The 24734-nt window shown below is 50.5% G+C and carries 18 protein-coding genes; 13 read left to right on the forward strand and 5 right to left on the reverse strand.

Translation table 11 applies throughout. The features are described 5' to 3' along the window. Positions 1–6 precede the first annotated feature (6 nt). Complete coding sequence (locus V7775_RS16165) at positions 7–327, reverse strand: hypothetical protein (protein WP_335752937.1); 321 nt, start codon at positions 325–327, stop codon at positions 7–9. 752 nt (positions 328–1079) lie between these two features. Here V7775_RS16165 and V7775_RS16170 point away from each other — a divergent pair. From V7775_RS16170 to V7775_RS16180, 3 genes are all read left to right on the forward strand, one after another. Further along, a complete protein-coding gene (locus V7775_RS16170; RefSeq protein WP_335752938.1) occupies positions 1080–1529 on the forward strand; it encodes a hypothetical protein in 450 nt (149 codons plus the stop codon). A 203-nt stretch (positions 1530–1732) separates the two neighbouring features. Then, positions 1733–3310: a class I adenylate-forming enzyme family protein gene (locus V7775_RS16175; RefSeq protein ID WP_335752939.1), complete on the forward strand. Its 1578-nt coding sequence runs from the start codon at positions 1733–1735 to the stop codon at positions 3308–3310. 86 nt (positions 3311–3396) lie between these two features. Beyond that, positions 3397–4137 (forward strand): phosphate/phosphite/phosphonate ABC transporter substrate-binding protein, encoded by a 741-nt coding sequence (locus tag V7775_RS16180; RefSeq protein WP_335752940.1) that lies wholly within the window; start codon positions 3397–3399, stop codon positions 4135–4137. A 105-nt stretch (positions 4138–4242) separates the two neighbouring features. Here V7775_RS16180 and V7775_RS16185 read toward each other — a convergent pair whose 3' ends face one another. Continuing rightward, positions 4243–5331, reverse strand: coding sequence for a glutathione S-transferase family protein (locus V7775_RS16185; RefSeq protein ID WP_335752941.1), 1089 nt, complete (start codon positions 5329–5331; stop codon positions 4243–4245). Positions 5332–5873: 542 nt separating this feature from the next. On the opposite strand from V7775_RS16185, the gene V7775_RS16190 reads away from it, so the two are divergent. Next, complete coding sequence (locus V7775_RS16190) at positions 5874–6941, forward strand: META domain-containing protein (protein ID WP_335752942.1); 1068 nt, start codon at positions 5874–5876, stop codon at positions 6939–6941. Between the two features lie 28 nt (positions 6942–6969). Next, positions 6970–7473 carry a Pr6Pr family membrane protein gene (locus V7775_RS16195; protein WP_335752943.1) on the forward strand — a complete coding sequence of 168 codons (504 nt, stop codon included), beginning with the start codon at positions 6970–6972 and terminating at the stop codon, positions 7471–7473. A gap of 209 nt (positions 7474–7682) precedes the next feature. On the opposite strand, the gene V7775_RS24845 is transcribed toward V7775_RS16195, so the two are convergent. After that, entirely contained in the window at positions 7683–8333 is a 651-nt protein-coding gene (locus V7775_RS24845) for a YrbL family protein (protein ID WP_443070139.1), read from the reverse strand. A gap of 506 nt (positions 8334–8839) precedes the next feature. Then, on the reverse strand, positions 8840–9997 hold the full coding sequence (locus V7775_RS16200) for a hypothetical protein (protein WP_335752944.1): 1158 nt from the start codon (positions 9995–9997) through the stop codon (positions 8840–8842). 933 nt (positions 9998–10930) lie between these two features. On the opposite strand from V7775_RS16200, the gene V7775_RS16205 reads away from it, so the two are divergent. Both V7775_RS16205 and V7775_RS16210 read left to right on the forward strand, forming a co-directional pair. After that, positions 10931–12439, forward strand: a complete 1509-nt coding sequence (locus tag V7775_RS16205; RefSeq protein WP_335752945.1) for a hypothetical protein — start codon at positions 10931–10933, stop codon at positions 12437–12439. Continuing rightward, positions 12436–13485, forward strand: a complete 1050-nt coding sequence (locus V7775_RS16210) for a hypothetical protein (protein ID WP_335752946.1) — start codon at positions 12436–12438, stop codon at positions 13483–13485. Before V7775_RS16205 ends, V7775_RS16210 begins: the two co-directional genes overlap by 4 nt. Positions 13486–14137: 652 nt before the next feature. On the opposite strand, the gene V7775_RS16215 is transcribed toward V7775_RS16210, so the two are convergent. Next, a complete protein-coding gene (locus V7775_RS16215; protein ID WP_335752947.1) occupies positions 14138–14845 on the reverse strand; it encodes a GntR family transcriptional regulator in 708 nt (235 codons plus the stop codon). 221 nt (positions 14846–15066) lie between these two features. Between V7775_RS16215 and V7775_RS16220 the strand changes: the two genes are divergently transcribed. The 6 genes from V7775_RS16220 to V7775_RS16245 all read left to right on the forward strand — a co-directional run bounded on the left by V7775_RS16220 (position 15067) and on the right by V7775_RS16245 (position 24544). Next, complete coding sequence (locus V7775_RS16220; RefSeq protein WP_335752948.1) at positions 15067–16050, forward strand: ABC transporter ATP-binding protein; 984 nt, start codon at positions 15067–15069, stop codon at positions 16048–16050. A gap of 35 nt (positions 16051–16085) precedes the next feature. Further along, positions 16086–17372, forward strand: coding sequence for an ABC transporter substrate-binding protein (locus V7775_RS16225; protein WP_335752949.1), 1287 nt, complete (start codon positions 16086–16088; stop codon positions 17370–17372). A gap of 60 nt (positions 17373–17432) precedes the next feature. After that, positions 17433–18296: an ABC transporter permease gene (locus V7775_RS16230; protein ID WP_335752950.1), complete on the forward strand. Its 864-nt coding sequence runs from the start codon at positions 17433–17435 to the stop codon at positions 18294–18296. Continuing rightward, on the forward strand, positions 18296–19132 hold the full coding sequence (locus tag V7775_RS16235; RefSeq protein WP_335752951.1) for an ABC transporter permease: 837 nt from the start codon (positions 18296–18298) through the stop codon (positions 19130–19132). Before V7775_RS16230 ends, V7775_RS16235 begins: the two co-directional genes overlap by 1 nt. Further along, on the forward strand, positions 19132–19767 hold the full coding sequence (locus V7775_RS16240) for an aspartate/glutamate racemase family protein (protein ID WP_335752952.1): 636 nt from the start codon (positions 19132–19134) through the stop codon (positions 19765–19767). Before V7775_RS16235 ends, V7775_RS16240 begins: the two co-directional genes overlap by 1 nt. A 1600-nt stretch (positions 19768–21367) precedes the next feature. Continuing rightward, complete coding sequence (locus V7775_RS16245) at positions 21368–24544, forward strand: type ISP restriction/modification enzyme (RefSeq protein ID WP_335752953.1); 3177 nt, start codon at positions 21368–21370, stop codon at positions 24542–24544. The last annotated feature ends 190 nt before the right edge of the window (positions 24545–24734 follow it).

Genomic DNA, 24734 nt, shown 5'->3' on the forward strand with positions numbered 1-24734 from the left:
GTGCTCCTATGCAGCAATGCGCGCGGCGCGCGATGCGGCCGGATTGGAAAATGTGTGAAGGGAATAAGTTTGAGTAATCCAGACAACGGACAGCCGGACAGCAGACAGCAGAGCCGAACAGCTCCGTACGGGATATTTCCTAGAAAGGCTGGACATCTTATCGTCTTCTCCATTCAAACTCATAAACACCGTGAGGCGACGAAATTGATCCGACTGCGACACGCACACAGTAACGCCGTATTGAAGGGAGAGGCTGACCAAAATGTGGCCAAATAGCGGAACATCAAAGGTGTCCCGCCATTCTAAATAAGCAGCAGTCGCAAACATTGCGGCACTGCACCTCTTCCACATCAAACGATGGAGTTAATGTGCGGCCGCCCCCGGACCTAGATAGTACTCGCCCCCCAGTGGGCTTTTTCATAGATACCTTTTGGGGTAGGAGAGACAAAGGGAAAAATGTCTGAAAAGTGTCAGTGAAATTATCCTCATGCGTCATTTAGGGTGAGATACCCCCGCCTATCTCCCGCATTTGGAGAACATTGTTTCCAAGGCAAGAAACAACGAATTTCCGTAACGCCCCTCAAAATATGATAAATCAGTCAGTCTCGCTCAAAGAGACACACTTTTGACTTGCATCGACTGTTTCTCCTTTAGAAACAATGGCCCAGCCATTTATCTGCTTCTAGCGGATCATTCAAAAATGATTACTTGTTCTCAGGTTGGAACCAATACCCAGAAACCCGTTTTATTAACCAAGAGTTGACGTTAGGTCCGCCACATTTGATCGATTCGAAGTTTCACGAGTTTTGTTCATTGCCGCAAATCGACTGAGAATGCAGTGCACGTGAAAGCGCCTTTGCATGGACACCCAGCTGTCGTATTTCCAACAACACTTAGCCAGCTACAAAACCATAAACGTTCAACATAAAGGCACGCACCAACGGCCCAAGGACTTCAATTGCGCTGCCCTCTACAGTTGGCCACCCCCTGCCCTCATCATCCCCGGTGAGTTCAAAAAATTATTCCTAACAACAATTGAAAAACAAATTGACGTTGTATAATTCAAATGGATGTTAAGTTTGAGAAACCAGTTTTCCAGCGCCCTTAAAACAACACTCATAGCAAGTGCCGTTGCAATGAGCGTAGTCGCGAATACTGCTGCATCTGAGGGCCGAGCGACTGCCACTGTTATTGCCGACTGCGTCAGTGCAACCAATACTCGGATACTTGGATTTGACGTGAGATGGTTGAAAGGCGACAAAATGCACGTCTTACCTAACTCCACCTCACGTTTCACTTTATTGGCTGGGAAATTGGGTTGGCATACAACGTGGACGGTATTGCTTGATATGGATGCAAAGCCAGTATTGGCATTCGAGGCCTACGACGAACGCCTAAGATCTCTGCATAGCGGTTTTGCGAGACGCGATGTCCCCTTCATGATCAGACGCGCACTAAAAGCCTGCGATGTAACATGGCTCGGTGCACCATCTGAACAACTCGTTGATGATTTCTTATCTGATTTTTAAGTTGCCGTTGTGAAATGCTCGCATGGTCGACATCTGGCGATCGCTTTGTCTTATTACGCTGCTCATTCCCGCCAAATATCAAACTAATATAACCCTACGTCGGGAAATTGCCGCGCTGCGGGGCATCTATTGATCTATTACCCACAAACGGCTTTGATCTATTTTGGCAGCACGGCGCCCAAGTAAAAAAAGGCTAGAACATCGTGACATCCCAGATCCTCATCCAGCCCCCGGCACCAGCAGTCGCGCCTGAGCAAACTATTGTAGAGCGCCTTAGGCAGAATGCTACGAAGACGCCGCAGCAGCTTGCGCTTGTTTGTGGCGCGCAACGCCTAACATGGGCCGAGCTGGATGCCCGTACAAACCGGGTCGCTAATGTGGTTTTGGAGATGGGCGTGCATAAGGGCGATAACGTCGCAATCCTATCGGCCAATTCAATTGCTTACGCTGAGTTGTTCTTGGGCATTCTGCGCGCAGGGGCTTGCGTGACTCCTTTGTCCTCAATGGCATCCCCCGATGCGCTGCACAAAATGCTAGCCGACAGCGATGCCAAAGCCATTTTTGTGGCTAAGCAGTACTTCGATCTGGTAGAGGGGTTTGTCTCAAGCCTGTCGCTACAAAGAGTTGCCATTGACTTTGAACACCCTGACTTTGCCGATTACGAAACGGCCCTAGCAGACGCACCTGCCACTGACCCCATGATCCCGATCGAAATGTCAGATGCGTTTAACCTGATCTATTCTTCTGGCACCACTGGCACGCCAAAAGGGATTTTGCACAATCACTGGATGCGCGCCGCCCAGATGGAGCGTGTCTCACCCAATGGATATGATGATAACGCACGCACGCTCATCTCAACGCCGTTATATTCCAACACAACCATTGTTGCGTTCCTGCCTACCCTTTTTGGTGGATCAACCGTGTATATGATGCCAAAATTTGACGCGCAGGAATATCTGAAAATCATTCAACGCGAGGCCATCACCCATACGATGCTGGTCCCCGTACAATACAAACGCATCATGGATGTGCCTGATTTCGAAGCGTTTGACCTTAGCTCTATGCGGATGAAGTTCTCCACATCCGCGCCGCTGCGCGCAGATGTTAAGGCCGACGTCTTGGCCCGTTTCCCCGGCAAGCTGATTGAATATTACGGCCTGACTGAGGGCGGCGGCGTGACCGTTTTGATCGCGGATGACAATCCGACAAAACTGCACACGGTTGGCCAACTGGCACCTGGTAATGACATCCGCCTGATTGACGGTTCAGGTCATGAAGTACCGCAAGGTGAAGTGGGTGAAATCTGTGGGCGTGGTCCAACGATGATGGCGGGATATTTTGGCCGTAACGATCTAACCGCTGAATACATCTGGCGCGATGCGCAAGGACACGTCTATTTCCGCTCAGGCGATATGGGGTCCTTTGACCAAGACGGTTTTTTGGTTTTGTCAGATCGCAAGAAAGACATGATCATTTCTGGCGGCCTGAATATTTACGCCAACGATCTGGAGCTTGTGTTGCTGCAAGACGCGGATGTGATGGATGCTGCCGTGATCGGTGTCCCATCAGAGGCATGGGGGGAAACGCCCCTTGGCCTTGTGACCTTGCGCCAAGGGGCAACCCGCACCGTGAACGACATTCTGTTACAAGCGAATGCCACATTGGGAAAAAGCCAACGTTTGTCGGCGGTTGAGAAACGGGAATCCATGCCTCGCAGCACAATAGGCAAAATCCTCAAGAAAGAGTTGCGCGCACCCTACTGGGAGGCCACACCAACGTGACCTCATACCGATTTTCAAAGGCCGATTATTAACGAGGCAACGATCACGCCACCAATCGTTGCCCGCCCAAAAAAAGGTTACCCTAGATGATCGCCAATCTGATGATGTACCAGCGCCCTGAACTGACAGAGGCGCATAACCGTTACTGGGCATTGATCCGTAAAAACCTGACCGACGCAGGGATCGACAGCCCTGAAACCCTGTCCCAAGATGCAGACATGTTCACGGTCTGGAATGACCCTGAATTGGTCATGAGCCAGACCTGTGGGATGCCCTACCGGACACTACTGCACGAAAACGTAAAGCTGATCGGCACTCCCGACTTTGGCGTCATCGACAGCCCTGCAGGGTATTACCGGAGTGCGCTGGTTGTGCGTGCAGATGATCCCCGCACAGATATTGCCGCGTTCAAGAACGCTGTCTTTGCCTATAATCAGACGCATTCGCAATCAGGATATGCCGCGCCCTACTCACATGTGAAACCACTGGGGTTTTGGTTTGAAAACCAGCTTGAAACCGGACAGCATCTGAAATCAGCGCAAGCAGTTGCGCTGGGCACTGCCGATATTGCGTCATTGGATGCTGTGACATGGCGTCTTTTGGAAACCTATGAAGCATTCGCTGCCGATTTACGGGTCTTGGAATGGACGCAGCCCACACCGGGGTTGCCGCTGATCACAGCGATGGGAAATGATGCTGACGCCATTTTTAACGCCGTCAAAGGTGCCATTGAAACGTTAAGCCCAGAAGACAAGGCGTTGCTGGGGCTCAAAGGGATCGTAAAGATTGCAAAGGAAGATTATATGAAGGTCCCCAACCCTGAATGACGCACACCAGCACATCTCAACAGATTGAATTTGTTATTAAAATTACACACCCTTAACCCGCTCCAATCTATGGAACGGGTCCGCGCCTAACTGAACCAGTATTCACTACACGAGGCACAGCTTACAGTTTTTGCGTTCTAGACGGCGGGGCAATTTAAATGACAGCAATTCTTCTGCATTAATCCTGGTCAAAAAGACCTCAGCATTTGCGCGATCGTTGCCTGACAATTCATCCAGCGCGTCAAGAGCGGCCTGCAACCGAAACAGGGAGAATGACAGGGCCAGTGTTTGCCCTTCACATCCGCACGCAACAAACGGAACCATCCCTAATCCGCGCGGCACTTCATCCCCGGATGCTGCGGTTTCACACCACGCAGCAAACAACGCATTTGTCGCCTCCATTACGGGGATGTGTTCTGCTGAATGTCGTTTAAACATTGGCTCCAGTGTTTTGGGGATTACGTCATTTCCGATCAAGTCCCCCGTATGGTCCTGCCCCGAAATGGTGCGTTCAGCCCATCTTGCGACGTTTGGGGCAACCCGTTCCATAATTTCGCGGCTGGCTGGATCACGGTACAGATGTGCATAGAGCGGCCCAAGTAATGCAAAATCCGCCAATGAGGGCCTGTCGCCAAACACATAGTTGAATTCTTCTAAGTGAGCGGAAAATTCGGACAAGAACTGCTCATAGGAAGCTTCGATACCGGGGATTGTTGCTTCATTGATGCCAAGCATCGGCACCATCGCCCTGAATTTTTCTCCGCGCTGTTTGCCGATGGCATAATGCTCGCTTGCTGGTGCGTCAGGCGCAGAGGAGCGGCCGAATTCTGTAAAAATCCAGTCCTCATTATAATTCCAGCGGTAATGCATCGCCGGTAAAAGGAGCCATTGATCGCCATACACTTGCATCAATAATGACGCAAACCGTTGCACGGGGCCAGCCGGCATGACTGAGGGTTCGGGATGTGTGGTTTCAATCTCGGAGATGATGTCAGCGGTATCCTGAACGATACGCCCATCCGGCGTTTGAAGGACAGGAACAACAGGCCAGCCCACATGAGGAAGTATAACCGTTTTCATTATGACCTCGTCGACGGCCTTTTCCTCAAAGGAAAGACCTTTCCAGTTCATGTACCCCCGCGCCTTCCCCGTAAAGAGGCTGGCCTGTGAGCCGTAGAGAATAAAACCGGTCATAATATTTGTCCTTGCGCCATATGAAATCCAACGCTGATGCATAAAAATGTTTGAATGGGTTATGTTACCCACGCCTCCGCCTCAATCACAACAGGGACACCTCTTTACGTCACGGCCATTACAAACCTAGCAGAACTAGGTCAGCACCGTATTTATACCTGACCTCAACCGGACTTCAGGGACACACTGCCACAATTTCAAAAAACCAAACATCCGACCACCATAAAAGCGCCAGAGCGAACGTAGATCGCATTCAAAGAAGCGCAGACAATGGGAACGGAGTACGACGCGGCCAGCCAAAGAAGGCAATGACTTGGAACGGGTTACCAACATCCGGACGCCATACCATTTTGTAAAAGCCACTGGCGGAGCTTCGCGCAATGATCAACACCCGCTTCGACCGCGAAGTTACATTTTGCTAGATGAAAGTGTCATGCGATGAAACTGGGACTGTGCAGCATAGTTTTGACAGCACCAGAGATTGGCTATTGAGTTCCGTCAAAGGAAAGTAAAAACCAAATGAAACTTTTAAAACGATGACCATGTTAAAGACAATTTCAGCCTTGCTGCTCGCATTTGTGTCACCAATCTGCGCCACTGCGGGTGAGCTGACAGGCACCGCTTCTTACCGCGAACGCATTGCCCTTCCACCCGAAGCACAGTTTCGCGCAACACTCTATGATGTCTCAAATAGAGGTCAGACCGAGATTGGGCGGTATGAAGCCACCGGAAATTCCGGACCACCTTATCTTTTAACAATTACATATGCTGATGATGCGGTTTCAGAAGGTGGCCGTTACGCACTTAAGACCGAAATACTCTGGCCTGATCGTCCGTATTTAGTTGCGGGCAAAGTGCTAGATGGCTTTCCCGAAAACCTGCACCCCGCAATTGATTTGGTGATGGCCCGTCCAAGTGCGAACTCCGTGAACCCTGAAACTGGCGTGCTGACAAGTGATGATGCGCCAGAGAGCGGGACGTTGATCGCGGGAATGATGACCTATATGGCGGATGCCGCTATTTTAGAAGAATGCCAATCAGGTGAACAGTTTCCGATTTCACAAGACAGCGAATACCTCGCCTTGGAGCACGCGTATCTTACGGATCGTAAAGAACCCGGCGCACCACTGTTTGTTATGGAAGAGGGCACTATTTCAATAAAAGCAGCTATGGAGGGCCCCGCCCGCAAGACAGTAACCGTTAGCCGGTTTGTGCAAACACGCCCTGGAGTTACGTGTGAGCGCCAAAGAGCTGATGCGAGCCTTCGCAACACCTATTGGCGGCTGATCGAATTGAATGGTGCTGCATTTCCAAGTCTGAATTCTGGAAAGGAACCTAATATCATTCTTGAAACCGACACATTGGATAGCTACCGAGCCACACTTGGGTGCAACCTAATGCGTGGGGCGGTAACTATCGACGGGACCATTTTGAGCTTTGCACCTGCAGCATCAACCATGATGGCATGTCCAGACCCAATAGGTACATTGGAACAGCAGTTTAGTCAGGCGCTTTCGGCAGTGGCCAAATATGCAATCAGGGGTGAAACCCTTGTATTCTTTGATGCGGAAGGTGAACATTTGGCGCTCTTCACGGCAAAGTATTTTTAGGTAAGCTTACACAATGGTAGGCTCAACGATGTCGTCCACGGCACGCCAAACAACGGGCTTGATCGCGAACTTTGCCGCAATCACACTGACAACGCAGTTCTATCTTCGGCTGCAACTGTCTGACACGGTGCTGGCCGCGCTTTCTTACATGGCGCAATATTTTACTCTTTTAACCAACACGATGGCGTTCATTCTGATGGTGTGGATTGCGATGCGCCGTGCGGTATCACCGCGTTTGGTTCGGGCCGTTATCATATCGATTGTCTGCTTTGGGCTGATCTACCACCGACTTCTGGCACATCTAGTATCTCTTAGCGGTGTTAAACTTTGGGCTGATCACGAGACGCATACGGTTGTCTCTCTTTTGGCTGGGATATGGTGGCTGCTGCTGGCCCCAAAGCCCAAAATCAAAGCAGGCGACATCATGCTTTGGGTCGCCTGGCCCCTGATTTACTGCGGCAATATTTTCTTTCGAGTTAGCTTCAGCCGCTTCTATCCATATCCCTTTTTGAATGTTCCCGAGATTGGCTGATCGACGTTGGGTATCAACATCCTCGCTCTCTCTCGGATTTGTTATCGACGGATTGATTATGACGGCTTATGGCTCGGGAATTGGAAAGTTCAAGGAAGGGTCACCTTGATCTGCTGTCTCACAATTACGCCATCCTTGCGGGCAAAGGTCCGAATTTCATTTTTAATGTCGATGGCAGCGTGAAAAATCGTTATTCAACGCAACCAAAATCAATCACGGAACTGGCGGATTTGATCATTCCAAACAAGATCAAACCTCTTAGCAATTCGACTATAAGCAGTGGAAGTACGTCTACGCCGTATTCTGCGGAACCACGACTCCAACGGGATCGAACGATAATCACCAAATCCGTCTACAAGAACAAAAACCAGCGTACCCTTTCGGTAGCCGTAAACTATATTCGAGGCGTTTATGTCGGTTGCAGGGATATCAGATCTATCGAGCCGGGCCACAAATTCATTAATATCTGAAAGAACCTCGTCGCTCAATAGGTTACGCTTTATGACTTGTCCAAACGTCATGCCCAGTTTCCTGTGGTCTTTGTTGAAAATGCCCTCATAGGCGTCCGCAACTCCTAGGTCAGTTACAACAGGACCGTAATAGCGAGGGATAGGTGCATGATTTATGGAGTACGTGAACGCGGGCCCTAAGCGTCTATACAGATTACGCTCTCTCAACGCATGTCGATTAATAGCTTTTTCTGGAATGGTAGCGTTCCGCATAAGTCTACCGTTCAATTCACCAACATATGGCAGTTTCAAAATAAGATCTGCCCTATTGGGATGGAGAATAACTAGACGCTGAGCACCTTTTGCCACCCATGTTAAATGAGAGATTTTGAGTGGCTGCGGCAGATACATCTAAGACTTACCGCCAACGCATACTAGGCAGTTGCTTCTCATCGCTCAGGCTCCCTTTTGTTGTATGCACCAATGTCCCCTGTGTCGACAAAGAGTGGGTTCGCCATGTATGAACCAATGTCACCTTTGGCAAGCAATTCAACAAACCGTTGTTTTACAACTATTTTTAGGCGTGCAGTGGGTCTCGTGGTAAGCTTTTGGCGTTGCAACGTAGCTTCCCAACTGTAGTCATTCCGATCAAATTGATACGTCGGCTGAATGCTTGGTTGCGCTGATATTTCGAGTTGACGAGGAGCGGAATCAGCGGGTTTAGAAATAGGATCACGCCTAAATTCTTTATCTATATTTGCCCATGATTGATCTCTTTCGATAACTTCTTTCGCAACCCCACCATAGCCCGGAAATATTCAAGAGAGGTTCCACGTCCTAGCGTTTTATGGGATCTATCTGTCGATCACTTAGTGTCAAAAAATTGAACGCTAAGCGATGGACCAATCATCCAGATACTAAATAATGACTTCGCTGCCGTCATCATAGGTGATCTCGCGCAAGACGCGGTCTCCGTCAAAGTCGAATGTGTCGACGTAGCTTTCCCAGTTGTAGGCGTCCTGCGTGTCCGTTAACGACGCTTGCGTCTTGATCCCGTTCTCATACGTCACCCCTAGCACGCGCCCGTCGTCATAGGTTCTCGTGAAATTATTGAGCTGCCCAATGGCATCATAATCAGCAGCAGCTGACACCCAGCTAAAGACGTCTGCCAGATCCGTTGTGACCTGCGAGGTTCTGGAGCCGTCTTCGTAGATCGTATCAACCTGTCTGCCATCATCATAGGTGATCTCACGCAAGATGCGGTCTCCGTCAAAGTCGAATGTGTCGACGTAGATTTCCCAGTTTTGGGTGTCCTGCGCATCCGTTAAAGACGCTTGCGTCTTGATCCCGTCCTCATACGTCACCTCAAGCAAGCGCCCGTTGTCATAGGTCAACTCACGCAAGACACGCACGTCATCCTCAAATGTATCGGTATATGTCGCCCATGAGAAATCCTCGTCTGTGTCTACAACCGTGTTGGTGGTGACCACTGGGGGGGCAAGCACCAGATCACCAGCTGTTTCCAACGTATCAATATCTGAGTTCCATCTAATTTCGCCCAAGACCCCACCGGCTGACAGGTCAGAGAAATCAATAAGGATTGTCGTAAACAGATCCCCCTCCGCCGGATGCCCTGTCAGGCTCACGATGTTCGAATAAGTCGCCGTGACGCTGCCAGTTTCCGCCGCATCGTCGGATAAAATTTCAAACGGAAACCCGTTCTTGGATGTCGGCGTGTTAATCCCGTCAAGGGCACCCTCCATCGTCGTGGTGATGTCAAATACGGAACCTGCAGGCCTAAGGTCCACCTCCAGCGACGTCAGCAGTTTGGTGGTGGTCAGGATATGCTCCGCAAACCCGAAAGACATAGCGATGTCCGTTCCGGTCGCCCCACCAAAAGTATAGGGGTCAAAGGCCGCCCATGTCAGGCTTTCGGTTGTGCCATCGCCATAGGTCGCGACAATCATCGCCCCGGCCAGATCAACCCCGCGCGATGAGGTATCCGCGCGAATGCCATCGGTGGTCTGATAGCGGACACCATCGAGTGGAATTGGATCATTGATAATGGTGACCATGGTAAATCTCATTCTCTATATCTTTGGTGCTGCCGACCAGCGTTTCACAGCAAGTCTGAAAAGCACACTACTATTCGCGCGCATCAGATAAAACTGGCGCGGAGCTAAACAGAATTTTCGTGCCTACATCAACACTAGTCGCCCTAATTTGGTCAATATTAGAGGGAAATTGGCGTGATGACTAGCCAATCATCTCGAAACACCAGCCTGCAACTGCGGAAACAATCGACCTCATGAGCCCTCTCCAAACCGGATGGCCAACTCATCCAAACATAGTGATCTCAAAAGTGATTAAAATGGTAGATCGTAAGACTGTCGAACTACTATAGTCTTATTTGGCCCGTTGTGCACTCGAAACGTGTTTTACAGTACAAGCTTCCCAAGCTTTGCGTTCATGGGATACCCATCTTTTGACTACGCCAATTTGGAGTCGCAACTGATCTTCCTAAGCATAGGCGGCAATCAATGAATTCCCTTAAGAAGACATTGGCTGCGCCACGGCATGTAGACCAAATGAGCTCTTTGCCGCCATTCGCTGCAATTGCGAATGCACTCCTGACTGACGCTCCCTTTTGTCGTATGCTCCAATGTCCGCTGTGTGGACAAAAGCCCCCGTTCGTATAACCGGAAGAAATGACGGCTCCTAGCCCAAAGCAGACCCACGGTCTTCGATGCTAATTTGCGACAGCCGACCTTCGCTGCGCAGGTAGCGAACTAACACAATGCGGACGAAGCAGACCTTCACGGCACGTGTATCAATGTCCGGTTCGACGAGCCGTTCAACAAACGGTGGTTTTGGCACGTTGTGTAGGCCTATCTATTGCAAACTTTAAAACACTACAGTAGCGTCTGAAATCCAAATTCATTATGTAAAATTTCCCGAAAACTTACTAAGTCGATGAGAGATAAGTAAAATAACAGGGCACACTTCAGATGCAACATATTGAAGAAGAATCTCCGTCGCCATTTCTAACCTACGTTCAAGAGTTGATCCGGTTGATCAAGGAGGGGGACTTGGAACGAGCGACGTTCCTGCTAAATGATATTCCTACCGAGTGGCGTGATCGTCGCCAGGTATTGGTGCTTGCAGCAAGAGTGCAATCGCGGAATGGAGACTACGCCAAGGCTCTTATCTCAATCAAGGCGGCGCGTCAGGCAGGGGCTCGTGGCGCTGGTTTTTTTCAACTACAAGCACGCGTGTATAAAAACCTTGGAGACGATGCAGCATATGTTGAAACCCTCAACACGCTGATCGAAAATTTCCCAGGCAATACTTTTGCGCTTAGTCAACTTTCATTACACTATTTCGCATTAAGCCAGATTGCCGAGGCATACACCTGCGCGGCGGCATTACCCGACACTGAGGAGTGGCAGGCGTTTCGGTTATCACTTGAGTATCGGCACGCGATTGAGCGCGATGACTTGGCCGGCGTTTCGCTGGTTTTGCACCGGATCCTTTCGGAAAGCCGACTTTGCCCTGCCTTGCCCGATTTGACAAACGTTCTGAAAGAGCTGCCGGATGCAGATAGGAAGGACCTATACGAGAGGATATCTAAAAAATGGCCCGATATGGAGAGGACATTAAAGGTAAGGCGCGTCTCTGTTGTTACGGACCAACCGCAGCATAACGACATCGAACAAGCCATGACGTTAGCTCTCGGTGGGAAAATACTGGAGGCGCAGGAACTTTTGAGTGGGCAGAGCGCGAACAATGGACGGGTTTCTGAATTCAGCAAGATGTTTGGGTGCTTGCCACCTGAAGACACGCTTCGGAGGCCATCTATAGTCGATGACGGCGGCGATGTGGTTCTCAGCCCGAAAGGCGACAGCGGAACGACACTGTTGGTTTTTACGGGATTGGGCGACATGGCGATGGTGCAAATCGAGTTAGTTGACAGGTTCTGCGCAGTAGAAGGCCACTCTGCTATTTATCTCCGAGATGCGAGTCGCAGCGCCTACATTGCAGGAATTCCAGCGCTTTCTGGAGATTTTAAAGGATCTATTGCAGCACTTTCGGCACTGTTGGAACAATATGAGACTCAAAGATTACTTTGCCTCGGAGCATCAATAGGTGGATTTGCTGCGATCCGATACGGCATCCTTTTGAAGGCTGAAAAAGTAATAGGGGCGTCTTCTCCAACCAATATCACATCGGATTTTCTGGCTAGCATAGGTGATAGTCGCGGGCGTTTGGTGGCACGGCGATTGCAACGCAGCTTCACTGCGGACGAGCTAGATTTAGGGCCCGAAGTGGCCTTGGCAAATGGGAGATGCAAAATTGATTTGTGGTTCGGAGAAGACTATCCTATCGACGCAAATCACGCATCGTACTTGTCAGGGTGCGCGGGCGTAAATCAGTTTCCAATCCCAGGCCTCGACCGACACGTTTCCTTTCCTTCGATTATTACAAGCGGCGAATTTCAGGAGTTCCTTAAGCTATGAATGGCGACCATACAAATAAGGCAGCGTCAGACGGTGGAGGACTCGCAACCCGGATTGGACGCCTGCAGACCAGCAACTATGACATCAGTAATGTCTGCAATCTTCGATGCGAGGGGTGTCTCTATTTCTCCGGTGCTGGCCTCGAGGTGGGCAAATCCGAAAACGATATCGAGGTTTGGGAAAAATTCTTCTTATCTGAAGCACAGCGAGGAGTTACGTTCGCTTATCTTGGAGGTGCAGAGCCATCTTTGACACCGGACCGTATTCGCGCGTGCCACGAACAAATTCCGATGGGTACTATATTTACCAATGGTACGAAAAAAATTGAATCCGATATACGCTATCGAATTCACGTTTCGCTTTGGGGAAATGAGGATAGTTCTGAACTTTATCGAGGAGCTAATGTGAATCGCAAAGCGATGCTGAACTATAAAGGTGACCCTCGAGCTGTATTTGTTATGACACTTAACGCGCTGAATCTGGACGAAATACCAGACGTTGCGCGGGCGTGCCAAGATCATGGGTTACCACTGGTTTTTAGTTTATTTTCACCGACTCTCGACTACAATAAGCGCATGTCTGGCACGCGGCATGAAGATAGTGACTATTTCCGCTTTAGTTCCGGCCAGAGCGACATGCGGTTCGGGGAAGATATGCTTCATCGCGCGCGAGACGCAATTTTCGATGCCGCATCCCGTTTTCCAAAAACTATCCGAATATCACCTGCTTTTATTAATTGGGTAACACGTCAGGAGAGTCTTTACACTCTGGACGAACGCGGCGTCGCAATCGACTGCGGCAACCGGCTAACGCGGCGTCATGTTCATTTCAACGCCGATTTGACGCGCAATAGCGAAAAGTGCTGTGCTCCTAATCTTGATTGTCGTGACTGCCGCCCCTACGCAATGAGTCTCGCTACCTACTTCTCTAGACGGCGTCAAATGCCGGATGACTGGGAGGGTGTCTGGCAGTACTGGCGCGAGATATTCGGTCCTTTGCCAGAGGATGAGAAAGCCCTGGAGGATAGCTCAGAGATGACCACCTAACCGTCTCCCCCGCTCGTGTTCGGATAAGAAGGGCTCACAATGCATTTCTGATAGGGCATTTGTTCCGCTGCGTTGAGGACGATGACCTACACGCCGCTCTTGATCAAAATTGTGTAGCCGTCTCAAAATTTGCAGATACGACTATCGCACCCGCCGTTTACCTAACGAATGTCACAAATTTTGTTAGAAAAAGAACCACCTATCAGCATGTTAGAATACTGGTCTGTGGTGGTGGTTGGATCGTGGAACCAAGCTACATAAAATTTGATCCAAGAACGTCGTGAACGTATTGTAGCGCAGCCTCAACAGCCAGCAGCTTCGTACGCACACCACACTTTGGGACCGTTCAGCAAATGCTCCTTTTGGGAACGAACGCAAACCAGTCAGATTGCCACCGCCAAAAACCTCATTCAAAACCTAAGTAGATGAGGAAAGTTATTGGCATGTTCTTGATAGCGGACCTTCGTGCAACACGCAGCATCAGTCACTTCGGGCTCTTTGCCGCCATTCGCTGCGACTGCAAGGGTAACACGCTTCAAGATGTACGGTTCAATGACCGCTATGCGGACAAAGCCGCCGTATAATAAGCATAAACCGACGTCAGCTTACCTGTCAAAAGCAGCCATTCGAAATTCGCGTTCAGACCGATCTACTATTCATCTGTCGTTTGCAGTAATTCCCGCAAGTTTTGCACTTGAATTGGGCGGTTGCGTAAATCGAGAGCTGAGTTTAGATCGACGAGGTGGCTGCGCATCAGCTCTTCGGCATTTTGCTCATCCCCATCGGCAATTGATTGCACCAGGGCGTGATGGGCATGGCTCTCGCATAACGCGCTTTCGCGCCGCCAATAGAGCGCTATGACCAGTGAAGAACGGGCGATCAGAGTTTCAATAAAATGACTGATTGTGTCCTGATCTGCGATCCGCGCGATCTCGATATGGAAGCGTCCAGACAGGTTGATCGCACGGCCATTATCGCCAGCATCCAAGGCCAAATGCTCTTGGGCAATGTGATCTTTCAAAATCTCAATGTCGCGTGGTGTGGCACGGCTGGCAGCGGAACGGGCGGTACGCGGTTCCAGCAAAGCACGCGCTTCAAACACTTCGCGGGCCGCACGCGGGGTCGGACTTGCCACGAATGCACCTTTGTTGCGCTGAATTTCCACAAGCTGAACATGCGCGAGCGATTGAAGCGCCGCGCGTACAACAGTGCGAGACACATTGTAGATTTCTCCAATTTCGTCCTCTCCCAGCTTTGTACTCGGTGCGAGACGATGTTCATGAATCGCCAAAGCCAGCGCGTCAGCTACCTTTTGCGTCGCGTCTTGAGGTTTGCGGGTGGGGATGGGCTGTGCCTGCATGGAAGGCTCCTTCAGAATCACTGATGCCAGAGGCATGCTGCGTGAACAAGACGCAGCCTAATTGTATACAATATTGAATACTTATTGTGTTCAATATTTGAGCGCCACCGAATTGGCCCGCCTAATTTTATGCCATCGACCTGACTTCTTCTTCGAAACCGTAGGCACTGTTTGAACTTCGTCATCACAAGCGCTCAACTGGTTTCAACACAGGAGTAACCATGACTGCAAAACATGATCTGGAACTGGTGAACGTTACCAAACGCTATGGTCCAACTGTCGCTGTGGATGCGATACAGCATCGGTTCCAGCCATCCTCCTATACCTGCCTGCTTGGGCCTTCGGGTTGCGGAAAATCATCGACCCTGCGGATGATTGCAGGCCATGAAAGCGTGACAGAGGGTGCGATTTTACTGTCAGGGCGTGACATTTCCGCTCTACCGCCTGCGCAACGCGGCACCGCGATGATGTTTCAGAACTACGCTTTGTTTCCGCACCTTAGCGTACGCGACAACGTCGCCTTTAGCTTGAAAATGAAGGGCGTAGACATCAAAGAACGCCACAAAAAAGCAGGTGAGATGCTCGAACTGGTCGACCTAACGGCGCTGGCAGATCGACTGCCAGATCAATTGTCTGGCGGACAGCAACAGCGCGTCGCGCTGGCCCGTGCCCTTATCACACGACCAGAGGTTTTGTTGCTGGATGAACCGCTTTCAGCGCTAGACCCGTTCTTGCGCATCCGGATGCGTGGCGAGCTCAAGAAGCTGCAAAAGGAGCTGGGCATCAGCTTTATTCACGTTACCCACGGGCAAGACGAAGCACTGGCGTTGGCCGATGAGATCGTGGTGATGAATGACGCGGTGATCGAACAGGCGGGTCCTGCCCGGGATGTGTTCAACGCACCAAAAACACGTTTCGTTGCGCAGTTTATGGGCGGCCATAATGTCATCGCCCTGCCCGAGGGGCATTTCGCTATCCGCACAGACGCTGTCACCATTACCGCGCCACAAAAGGGCACGTTGGACGCCCAAGTGACGGCCGTCGAATACCAGGGCACCCATGTATCCTTGCTGTCGCGCATTACCGGCGACCAAGAAATCACAGCGCTGGTGCCCGAAGCTGAATACTTCACCAACCCGCATCACCCAGGCGATCAGATTGGTCTGCATTGGGATGCCAAAAACCTTCACCAACTGACCGCATAAATCGCGGCACTTAACCACCGACAAGGAGACTACGCATGACCAAATTTACATCACGTACCGGCCTCAGCCGCCGCGCATTACTAAAAGGTGCCGCATCAACTGCAATTGTGGCCGGATCTACAACCCTTGGCGCGCCAATGCTTTGGGCGCAAAACATCAAGGACGTCACCATCCGCCAGTTCGGCACAGGGGTATCCAACCTCAATGATGTTGCCAATAAAGTGAAAGAAGATCTTGGCTTTACGCTTGAAATGACTGCACTGGATACGGACAGCGTGACTCAACGCGCAGCCACACAGCCCAACAGTTTTGACATCGCAGACATCGAATACTTTATCTGTAAAAAGGTTTGGGCCGCTGGCAATATGCAGGCAATGGACACGTCCAAGATCGCCAATTACGACAAGATTGCCGGTACGTTCCGCAACGGTCTTTTGACACCAACCAGCACGATTGCACAGGGCACAGCACCACATACCGTCGGCTTTACGTCGGGCCCAAACGGTACAGACTTTGTACAAGAAGAATCCGGTTGGATGACCCTGATCCCGACGATTTACAACGCCGACACGCTTGGCATCCGCCCCGATTTGATTGGCCGTCCGATCAACAACTGGTCCGAGCTTTTGAACCCAGAATTTAAGGGTAAAGCATCGATACTCGATATCTCGTCTATCGGGATCATGGACATGGCGATGGTCGTGGAATCCATGGGCGAATACACTTACCCCGACAAAGGCAACATGACGAAAGAAGAGATCGACCTGACGCTTGGCATCTTCACCGAAGCCAAGAAAAACGGCCAGTTCCGCGCGTTCTGGAAGTCCTTTGATGAAAGCGTCAACCTGATGGCGTCCGGCGAAGTTGTGATCCAGTCCATGTGGTCGCCTGCAATCACAGCCGTCAAATCCCAAGGCGTCCCATGCGTCTACCAGCCACTCGAAGAAGGCTATCGCTCGTGGGGCGGTGGTTTGGGCATCTCTGCTGCGCTGTCTGGTCTGGAACTGGACGCGGCCTATGAATACATCAACTGGTACCTCTCCGGCTGGGTCGGCGGCTATCTGATGCGTCAGGGGTATTACTCTGCCGTGCCCGAAACGTCGAAAGAGTTCATGACCGCAGACGAATGGGGCTTCTGGTACGAAGGCAAAGCCGCGGAAGGTGACATCTTGTCCCCGACTGGCGACACACTGGCCGGTGCGGGCGAAGTTCGCGATGGCGGTGCCTTCCTTGATCGCATGGGATCAGTTGTGTGCTGGAACTCCGTCATGGACGAAAACCAATACATGGTCCGCAAGTGGAACGAATTCATCGCGGCCTAACAACGATCAACGGGTGCGCCATACAGGGCGCACCCACCCCATCCAATACAAAGAAGATCCATGAAAAAACTGTTAGAAAATCGCAATGTGACTGGCTGGCTGATGGTGTCGCCCCTTGCCGCCGTTCTGCTGCTTTTTCTGGTGATGCCGATTGCCCTGATCGTCATCGTCAGCTTTTGGCGTGCGACCGAATTTTCCATCATTCCGGCCTTTGAATGGGACAATTACGCGTTCCTGTTTGGGTCACCTGTCACCTACACCGTCTTTCTCAATACGTTCAAATATGCGTTCATCACATGGGCCTTTACCTTGGTCATCGGGTTCACCGTAGCCTATTATCTGGCATTCCACATTCGAAGCCTGACATGGCAAATCGCACTTTTCCTCCTGTGCACAATCCCGTTCTGGACGTCCAACATCATCCGCATGATCAGTTGGATACCATTTCTCGGGCGCAACGGCATCGCCAACACAACCTTGATGTCTTGGGGCGTGATCGACGAACCGGTCGAGTGGCTGTTGTTTTCAGATTTCGCCGTCATCCTCGCCTTTGTGCACCTCTACACACTGTTCATGGTCGTCCCGATCTTCAACACGATGATGCGGATCGACAAATCCTTGATCGAGGCTGCGCGGGATGCAGGGGCAAGCGGTGCGCAAATTTTATGGAATGTTATTATCCCGCTGACCAAACCGGGCATCATGATCGGTACCATTTTCGTGGTCACACTGGTCATGGGCGATTTCATCACTGTTCGCTTCATGAGCGGCAGCCAATCTGCCAACGTCGGTCGCCTGATCTCGAACGACATCGCGTTGCTCCAATACCCAAGCGCGTCTGCCACGGCCATCGTGTTGCTGGCAACGGTGCTGATCACCATTGGCATCCTTCTGCGTTTTGTCGATATCCGGAGGGAACTGTAATGGAACCGCGCCCAAGATCGTTTTATGTCCTGTCAGCCTTCTTTGCGCTGTTTGTGTTATTCCTTTACGGCCCAACGCTGACCATTGGCGTCCTGTCATTTCAAGGAGAGGGTGGCGGTCTGACTTTCCCAATGCGCGGCGTATCGATGTATTGGTTCTATGACCTGTTCGAACAACAGGCAGTCGGCGACATCTGGGGCAGCTTTCGCCGTTCAATTGTGTTGGGCTTGATGGTCATGGTCACAACAGTAGTCGTCTCGGTCATGGGCGGCTTGGCCTTTCGCAAGAAATTCGCAGGCTCGGGCATTCTGTTTTACCTGATCATCACGGCGCTGGTGATCCCGTCAATCCTTGTGTCACTGGGCGTGGGCTTGCTGTTTTCGCAAAGCGGGCTCAACGTGCATTGGTCGACCTCCGGTTTTGGCGCGCAACTGACATGGACGCTGCCATTCGGCCTGTTGATCATGTTCGCCGTCTTCAATCGTTTCGACAAAAGCTTCGAGGAAGCCGCCCGCGATCTTGGGGCATCCCCATGGCAAACAATTCGCCATGTTGTGTTGCCGATAATTGCGCCCTCACTGATTGGCGTCGCCTTATTTGGCTTCACGCTCAGCTATGACGAATTCGCGCGCACTTTGTTGACGGCGGGCAGCTACAATACCTTGCCGCTTGAGATTTACGGGATGACGACCAATGTTACGTCGCCTGTGCTGTATGCGCTTGGCACCCTGACGACGCTGTTCTCGCTGTTGATCATCGGGGTGTTTCTCGCTCTCGCGCTGGTGAGCAAGCGGCGCAAAGCACGCGCGGGCAACGATGCAGGGAAAGCTGTTTGATGATCGTCTTAATTAACCCCAACAGCACCGAAGCCATGACCCAAGCCATGGTCGAAACAGCATCAAATGCGGGTGTAACACTGAAGGGTTGGACCTCGCTTAACGGGCCTGCAGCCATCCAAGGCCCCGAGGACGGTGAAGCCTGTATCCCGCCCTTGTTGGCGCTGGTCCGAAAAGCCTCTAATGCTGGTGCGAAGGTTATTATTATCGGTTGCTTTGATGACACGGGACTGGACGCTGCGCGCAATATTGTAGACTGTCCTGTTATCGGTATTGGCCAAGCTGCCTATCATATGGCGGTGCTTTCGGGGCGCAGATTTTCAGTCGTCACTACGTTGGACGTTTCTGTGCCCATACTGGAAAACAACATCCACGCCTACGGCTTTACATCCCAACTTGCCCGCGTCCGTGCCTGTGGTGTCCCAGTTTTAGATCTGGAAACAGACCCTGCCGGAACCGCACCTGCCGTGGTTGGCGAAATCAAACGTGCTGTCTCTGAAGACAAGGTCGATACAGTCGTCCTTGGCTGCGCCGGTATGGTCCATATTCCTGCGCACTTAGGTGAAACTGCAGCTATACGGCTTATTGATGGCGTCACATCAGCCGCGCAACTTGCATTTCTTTTGGCTAAGTAAAGTTCAAACCATTACTAAAGATTAACATTGTAGACTATCAGTGAACGCCCGCTATGCTTCCGGAAGCCGCCATTTATACGGGCTGCAGCATTGGTCACTCTGGGCTCATTGCCAACTTTCGCCACGAATGCACACGAGATCAACGCCAAATAGGATGGCGAGTGTCTGCTGTGCGGACTTTGTTGCCGTTCGAAAGAGGCTATTGAATGGCTGCTTTTCGAACCACCCTATACATATTCTGGCTTCCTTGGCCAAAGTCAATTTGTCCCAAACACAGCATGATTGAAGAGTAGGCATTTTACCAACTTGTCAATTTTGCGGGTAACGCGCTACGTGTTAGGGACACACTAGTTTTATCAAAGGTCAACCTATTATAAAAAAGCGCATTGTTTGAGAGGCTTTGAGTTGAAAGCGGGAGAGTAAGGTGTTCAAATGATGCAAGTATTGCTTGGTTAGATTGGTATAGTCGGTTTGGATTAAAATGGAGATATGTATGAGACGGTTTGGATTTTTAAGTGTGCTTTTTTTACTTGTGAGCTGTGGCACACCTGAATTTAGAGTAGAGCAAAGTCTTTGCACATCAACATGGAATTCCAAAATTCAGCCTCGCTACGAGCAAGAACTGTACAATTTATCTCAATCTAGACAAGTTCCGACAGGGCGGACAAATTGTACAGGTAATGGATATTCAATTACGTGCAATCAGGTAATGAGAACTGAATATTATACTGTGCCAGCAGTGCGCACTGTTGACAGAAATAAACCAAGACGTGACGTGCAAATTCGCTCATGTACGCAAAATATGTGCATTGAAAAATTTGGAAATGTTGAGTGCAAGGGATGATTCAATTGGATTGACGGCCAACCCAAAGCATGTCGCATATTCCTTACGCCATAACATGAAGGATCGTATGGGGGGGTGTCCGCTAGAGCAGCTTAAGGAGGCGCTTGAAAGGGCTCTGAGAGGTTACCGTGAAGGTTAACTTTTCTAATAGTTAGGCCCGCCTCAGACGATGGGCCACCTCCCAGCACGAGCGCATCGTAAAGGTTCGCAGCAAAGTCCTCGTGGAATGGCTTCTTAGGAACGAATAGGTTCTTGATCCAGTTCACTTGGGCCCTTCAATCACAACAGGCTCATGAGCAGCAAACCCCGTTCAAAACCCAAGTGGTTGTTGAGCGTTTTTGCCTCTACGGCCATAGCAGACATTCGCTGCATTGCAGAATTTCTGTAAAGAGGGCTCACTGCCAACCTTCGCCGCACGCCACACGCCACACGAAAGGCCCCTGTCGGGGTTATAGGTGAAACCTTGCAAAGTTCGCTTTCTGCGCAAAGCGGCCATTGATGCAAATCGCGTCTAATGGCCGCTCCCAGCCCGAAGCGGACATGGGCGAACGACATCTTTGGCGGGAAGCTGACATTCGCTGCGACAGCAAACCGACAGAGGTCTACAGACCCAAGCGGACTCAAATAGTTCGGCCAACCAAGTTCATGTTGTTAGGGCTGGTGCGTCAATTCGATCAAGCTCGAGCTACTCAGTTCTGGTCATTGAGATTTCCTTCGTTCATGGTGGTTTCAACAATACGCATTTGATGGAACGTCATGGACATTCAAGGATATTTCGACACGCTAATTGAGGTCCACAGCAGGAATGATGCAACGGAGCACTCATATCGCCCAGCACTCCAAGCACTCTTCGACCAGATCGCGACAGATACCATCGCTCAAAACGAGCCAAAGCAACGCAAAGACGTTGGCGCGCCTGACTTCGCGTTTCACCGTGGCGAGGTCGTAATCGGCTGGGCTGAGGCGAAGGACCTTGGCCACGATATTCGAAAGCTCAAAGGGTATGAGAAGGACCAACACGCACGGTATGTACGCGGCTTGGACAATCTCATATACACCGACGGCCTCACCTTCATTTTCTATCGGAACGGTATCGAACGGCAGGAAGTCAGGATCGGTGAACACTTGATGGGTTTTCAATCCGACCCAAGTCAGTTCGAGGTCCTAGAGTCGGCTCTAAAAGACTTTGCCACTCAGACACCCATCTCTATCACCTCCCCCGAAGAACTGGCCAAGAGGATGGCTGGTAAGGCCATCCTGATCAAACAGTATCTTGGTGAAGCTCTGATCAAAGATAAAAATGATCGCACTGAGTTGTCGGATCAATACAACACGTTTCGTGAGTTGATGATTCACGACATTTCGATATCGGATTTTGCTGGGATGTATGCCGAAACAGTCGCATACGGAATGTTCGCCGCCCGTCTTAATGACCCTTCACCGGATACGTTTACTCGACAAGAGGCACTCGATCTTCTACCGAAATCAAACCCGTTCCTGCGCAATCTCTTCGGCTATATCGCCGGGCCTAGTCTCGACGATCGCCTAAAGCCAATCCTTGATGAATTGGCAATCGTGTTCAAGTCCTGCGATGTCGCCAAGATTATGGAAAAGTTCGGCTCAACCACTGGACGCAGAGACCCGTTCATACACTTCTATGAGACATTCCTTGCAGAATATGATCCTAAAAAGCGCAAAGCCCGTGGGGTCTGGTATACCCCTGAACCAGTCGTCAACTTCATCGTTCGAGCGGTTGACGAGATACTCCAAACTGAGTTTGGACTTAAAGACGGGTTGGCAGACATATCAAAAGTGAAAGTCAAAATGACGACCGGGCAAACCCTGCGCACCGCTACGGGTAAGCTACGTAAGGACGGCAAGACTGGTATTGTCACCAAAGAAATGCACCGAGTGCAAATCCTAGACCCTGCAACAGGCACGGGCACATTTCTTGCAGAGGCAATCAAGCAAATTGCTCCCCGGATACAAAACATCGCTCCCGGTATGTGGAATTCGTATGTTGAGGAGCACTTGATCCCACGTCTACATGGATTTGAGTTGCTCATGGCTTCCTATGCCATGTGCCACATGAAATTGGACATGATGCTCTCCGAGATGAATTATAAACCAACGGAGAATCCTCCCAGGCTATCAGTCTACCTGACGAACTCATTGGAGGAAGGCGAGCCACTAAATGCAACTCTGCCGTTTCAGCGATGGCTATCGGACGAAATCAGGAAATCAAACGAGATCAAAACCGAGACTCCAATCATGTGCGTTATTGGGAATCCACCCTATTCTGGAGTCTCACAGAACAATGGCGAGTGGATCACCGACCTTATTGAAGACTACAAATATGTCGGCAAAGAGCACTTTGGCGAACGCAAGCATTGGCTACAGGACGATTATGTCAAATTTATTCGGATGTCAGAACACCTAATAGAAAAAAATGGGCATGGAGTATTGGGCTTCATCACTAATCATGGGTATTTGGACAATCCCACATTTCGCGGCATGCGCTGGCATTTGCTTCAAACTTTTGACAAAATTTATGTCTTAGATTTGCATGGCAATGCCAACAAAAAAGAGCTGACACAGGAAGGGAAACCGGACAAGAACGTGTTTGACATCCGCCAAGGTGTTTCGATTATCGTGGCTGTGAAGAACCACGATGCCAAGGAAAACACTAACGCGAAAGTATACCGTGGAGATATTTGGGGGACACGTAAGGAAAAAAATGACGCATTGTTAAGGGGCGTTAAGGAGCTATTAGGCTCCAAGCCAATAACTCTCCATAAACCTTACTACATGTTTTACGAGATCGACGCCCAAACACTGGAAGCTTACGATAACGGCTTCTCGATAACTGAGTTTATGCCGATGAACCAAAAAGGCATCATATCGGCACGAGATCATCTTGCTATTGGCTTCGACAAAGCGGACCTTGATGACAAAATTAGTAAGTTCTTAGACCCAGACAAATCAGATGACAGCGTCCGAAACTCCATGTTCCCTGCAAGAAAGAACAGTAAGTATCTGCGTGGCGATACAAGAGGGTGGTCTGTCTCTGAAGCCCGAACAGCGCTGAGGGCGACCAATCCGGAAGAAACATTTACCACGATTGATTACCGCCCCTTCGACAGGAGGCAGATCGCATTCACCGAAGACCTAGTTGATTGGCCTCGATCCGAATTCATGCGGCAATTCGCTGACGGGAAAAATCTGGGACTCATGTTCAACCGTGGCATCGAAGAAAAACGAGTATTTAGCGATGTTTTCGTCGCGTCCCATATTGTCCAACATCACACCCTCAGCTTAAAGGAAGCCAATAACATTGCTCCACTTTACGTAGAGGAGACAATTGATCAGACGAGGCGACCGAATTTCGACCCTCAGCTTCATAAAAAGATGGTTAGATTATCGACACACACTGCGTATGGCGAACCCTCGCCAGAGGACATATTCGACTACATATATGCTGTTCTCCACTGCCCAGCCTACCGCGACACCTACGCCGAATTTCTTAAAATTGACTTCCCTCGTATTCCATGGCCTTCCTCTCCTGCAAAATTCTGGGACATGGTTCCGAAAGGATCGGAGCTTCGTCGCTTGCACCTAATGGAGAGTTCAGCGATTGGAGACACGACGGCCTGCGTATTTGATGGCAGCGGAGACGGTGTCGTAGACAAGCCTGAGCACCGAGAGGGCCGCGTATGGGTGAATGCCACACAAAGCTTTGCCGCGGTCCCTGAGGCCGCTTGGAACGCCTATATTGGCGGCTACCAGCCCGCTCAGAAGTGGCTGAAGGATCGTAAGGGCCGTACTTTGAGCTTCGAGGACATACGTCATTACCAGAGCATCATAAAAATTCTAACCGAGACAAACCGGATTATGTCCGGCATAGAAATGAACCTTACCGCTTCGCAATCCTAGCGAGGGTCCGCTTTGACGAGCCGCACCGCAGCAATGTCGAGGGCCGGTCAACGTCCGCTAAGGGCCGTTCGCGTGACTTTGCAAAGTACACTTTCTGCGCAAAGCTGCCATTGACGCAAATAGCGTCTAATGGCCGCTCCCAGCCCTAAGCAGACATGTCCGTTCGACACAACGGGCGGACAGCGGACAT

Origin of the sequence: Sulfitobacter sp., from assembly GCF_036960155.1 — a bacterium.
GTDB lineage: Bacteria > Pseudomonadota > Alphaproteobacteria > Rhodobacterales > Rhodobacteraceae > Sulfitobacter.

What these genes read in the sequence shown, in the direction of transcription:
- V7775_RS16165 (WP_335752937.1), bottom strand. Translation starts at nt 327, where the DNA reads ATGTTTGCGACTGCTGCTTATTTAGAATGGCGGGACACCTTTGATGTT.
- V7775_RS16220 (WP_335752948.1), top strand. Translation starts at nt 15,067, where the DNA reads ATGACTGCAAAACATGATCTGGAACTGGTGAACGTTACCAAACGCTAT.
- V7775_RS24845 (WP_443070139.1), bottom strand. Translation starts at nt 8,333, where the DNA reads ATGTATCTGCCGCAGCCACTCAAAATCTCTCATTTAACATGGGTGGCA.
- V7775_RS16190 (WP_335752942.1), top strand. Translation starts at nt 5,874, where the DNA reads ATGTTAAAGACAATTTCAGCCTTGCTGCTCGCATTTGTGTCACCAATC.
- V7775_RS16230 (WP_335752950.1), top strand. Translation starts at nt 17,433, where the DNA reads ATGAAAAAACTGTTAGAAAATCGCAATGTGACTGGCTGGCTGATGGTG.
- V7775_RS16205 (WP_335752945.1), top strand. Translation starts at nt 10,931, where the DNA reads ATGCAACATATTGAAGAAGAATCTCCGTCGCCATTTCTAACCTACGTT.
- V7775_RS16195 (WP_335752943.1), top strand. Translation starts at nt 6,970, where the DNA reads ATGTCGTCCACGGCACGCCAAACAACGGGCTTGATCGCGAACTTTGCC.
- V7775_RS16235 (WP_335752951.1), top strand. Translation starts at nt 18,296, where the DNA reads ATGGAACCGCGCCCAAGATCGTTTTATGTCCTGTCAGCCTTCTTTGCG.
- V7775_RS16225 (WP_335752949.1), top strand. Translation starts at nt 16,086, where the DNA reads ATGACCAAATTTACATCACGTACCGGCCTCAGCCGCCGCGCATTACTA.
- V7775_RS16215 (WP_335752947.1), bottom strand. Translation starts at nt 14,845, where the DNA reads ATGCAGGCACAGCCCATCCCCACCCGCAAACCTCAAGACGCGACGCAA.
- V7775_RS16200 (WP_335752944.1), bottom strand. Translation starts at nt 9,997, where the DNA reads ATGGTCACCATTATCAATGATCCAATTCCACTCGATGGTGTCCGCTAT.
- V7775_RS16180 (WP_335752940.1), top strand. Translation starts at nt 3,397, where the DNA reads ATGATCGCCAATCTGATGATGTACCAGCGCCCTGAACTGACAGAGGCG.
- V7775_RS16240 (WP_335752952.1), top strand. Translation starts at nt 19,132, where the DNA reads ATGATCGTCTTAATTAACCCCAACAGCACCGAAGCCATGACCCAAGCC.
- V7775_RS16185 (WP_335752941.1), bottom strand. Translation starts at nt 5,331, where the DNA reads ATGACCGGTTTTATTCTCTACGGCTCACAGGCCAGCCTCTTTACGGGG.
- V7775_RS16210 (WP_335752946.1), top strand. Translation starts at nt 12,436, where the DNA reads ATGAATGGCGACCATACAAATAAGGCAGCGTCAGACGGTGGAGGACTC.
- V7775_RS16245 (WP_335752953.1), top strand. Translation starts at nt 21,368, where the DNA reads ATGGACATTCAAGGATATTTCGACACGCTAATTGAGGTCCACAGCAGG.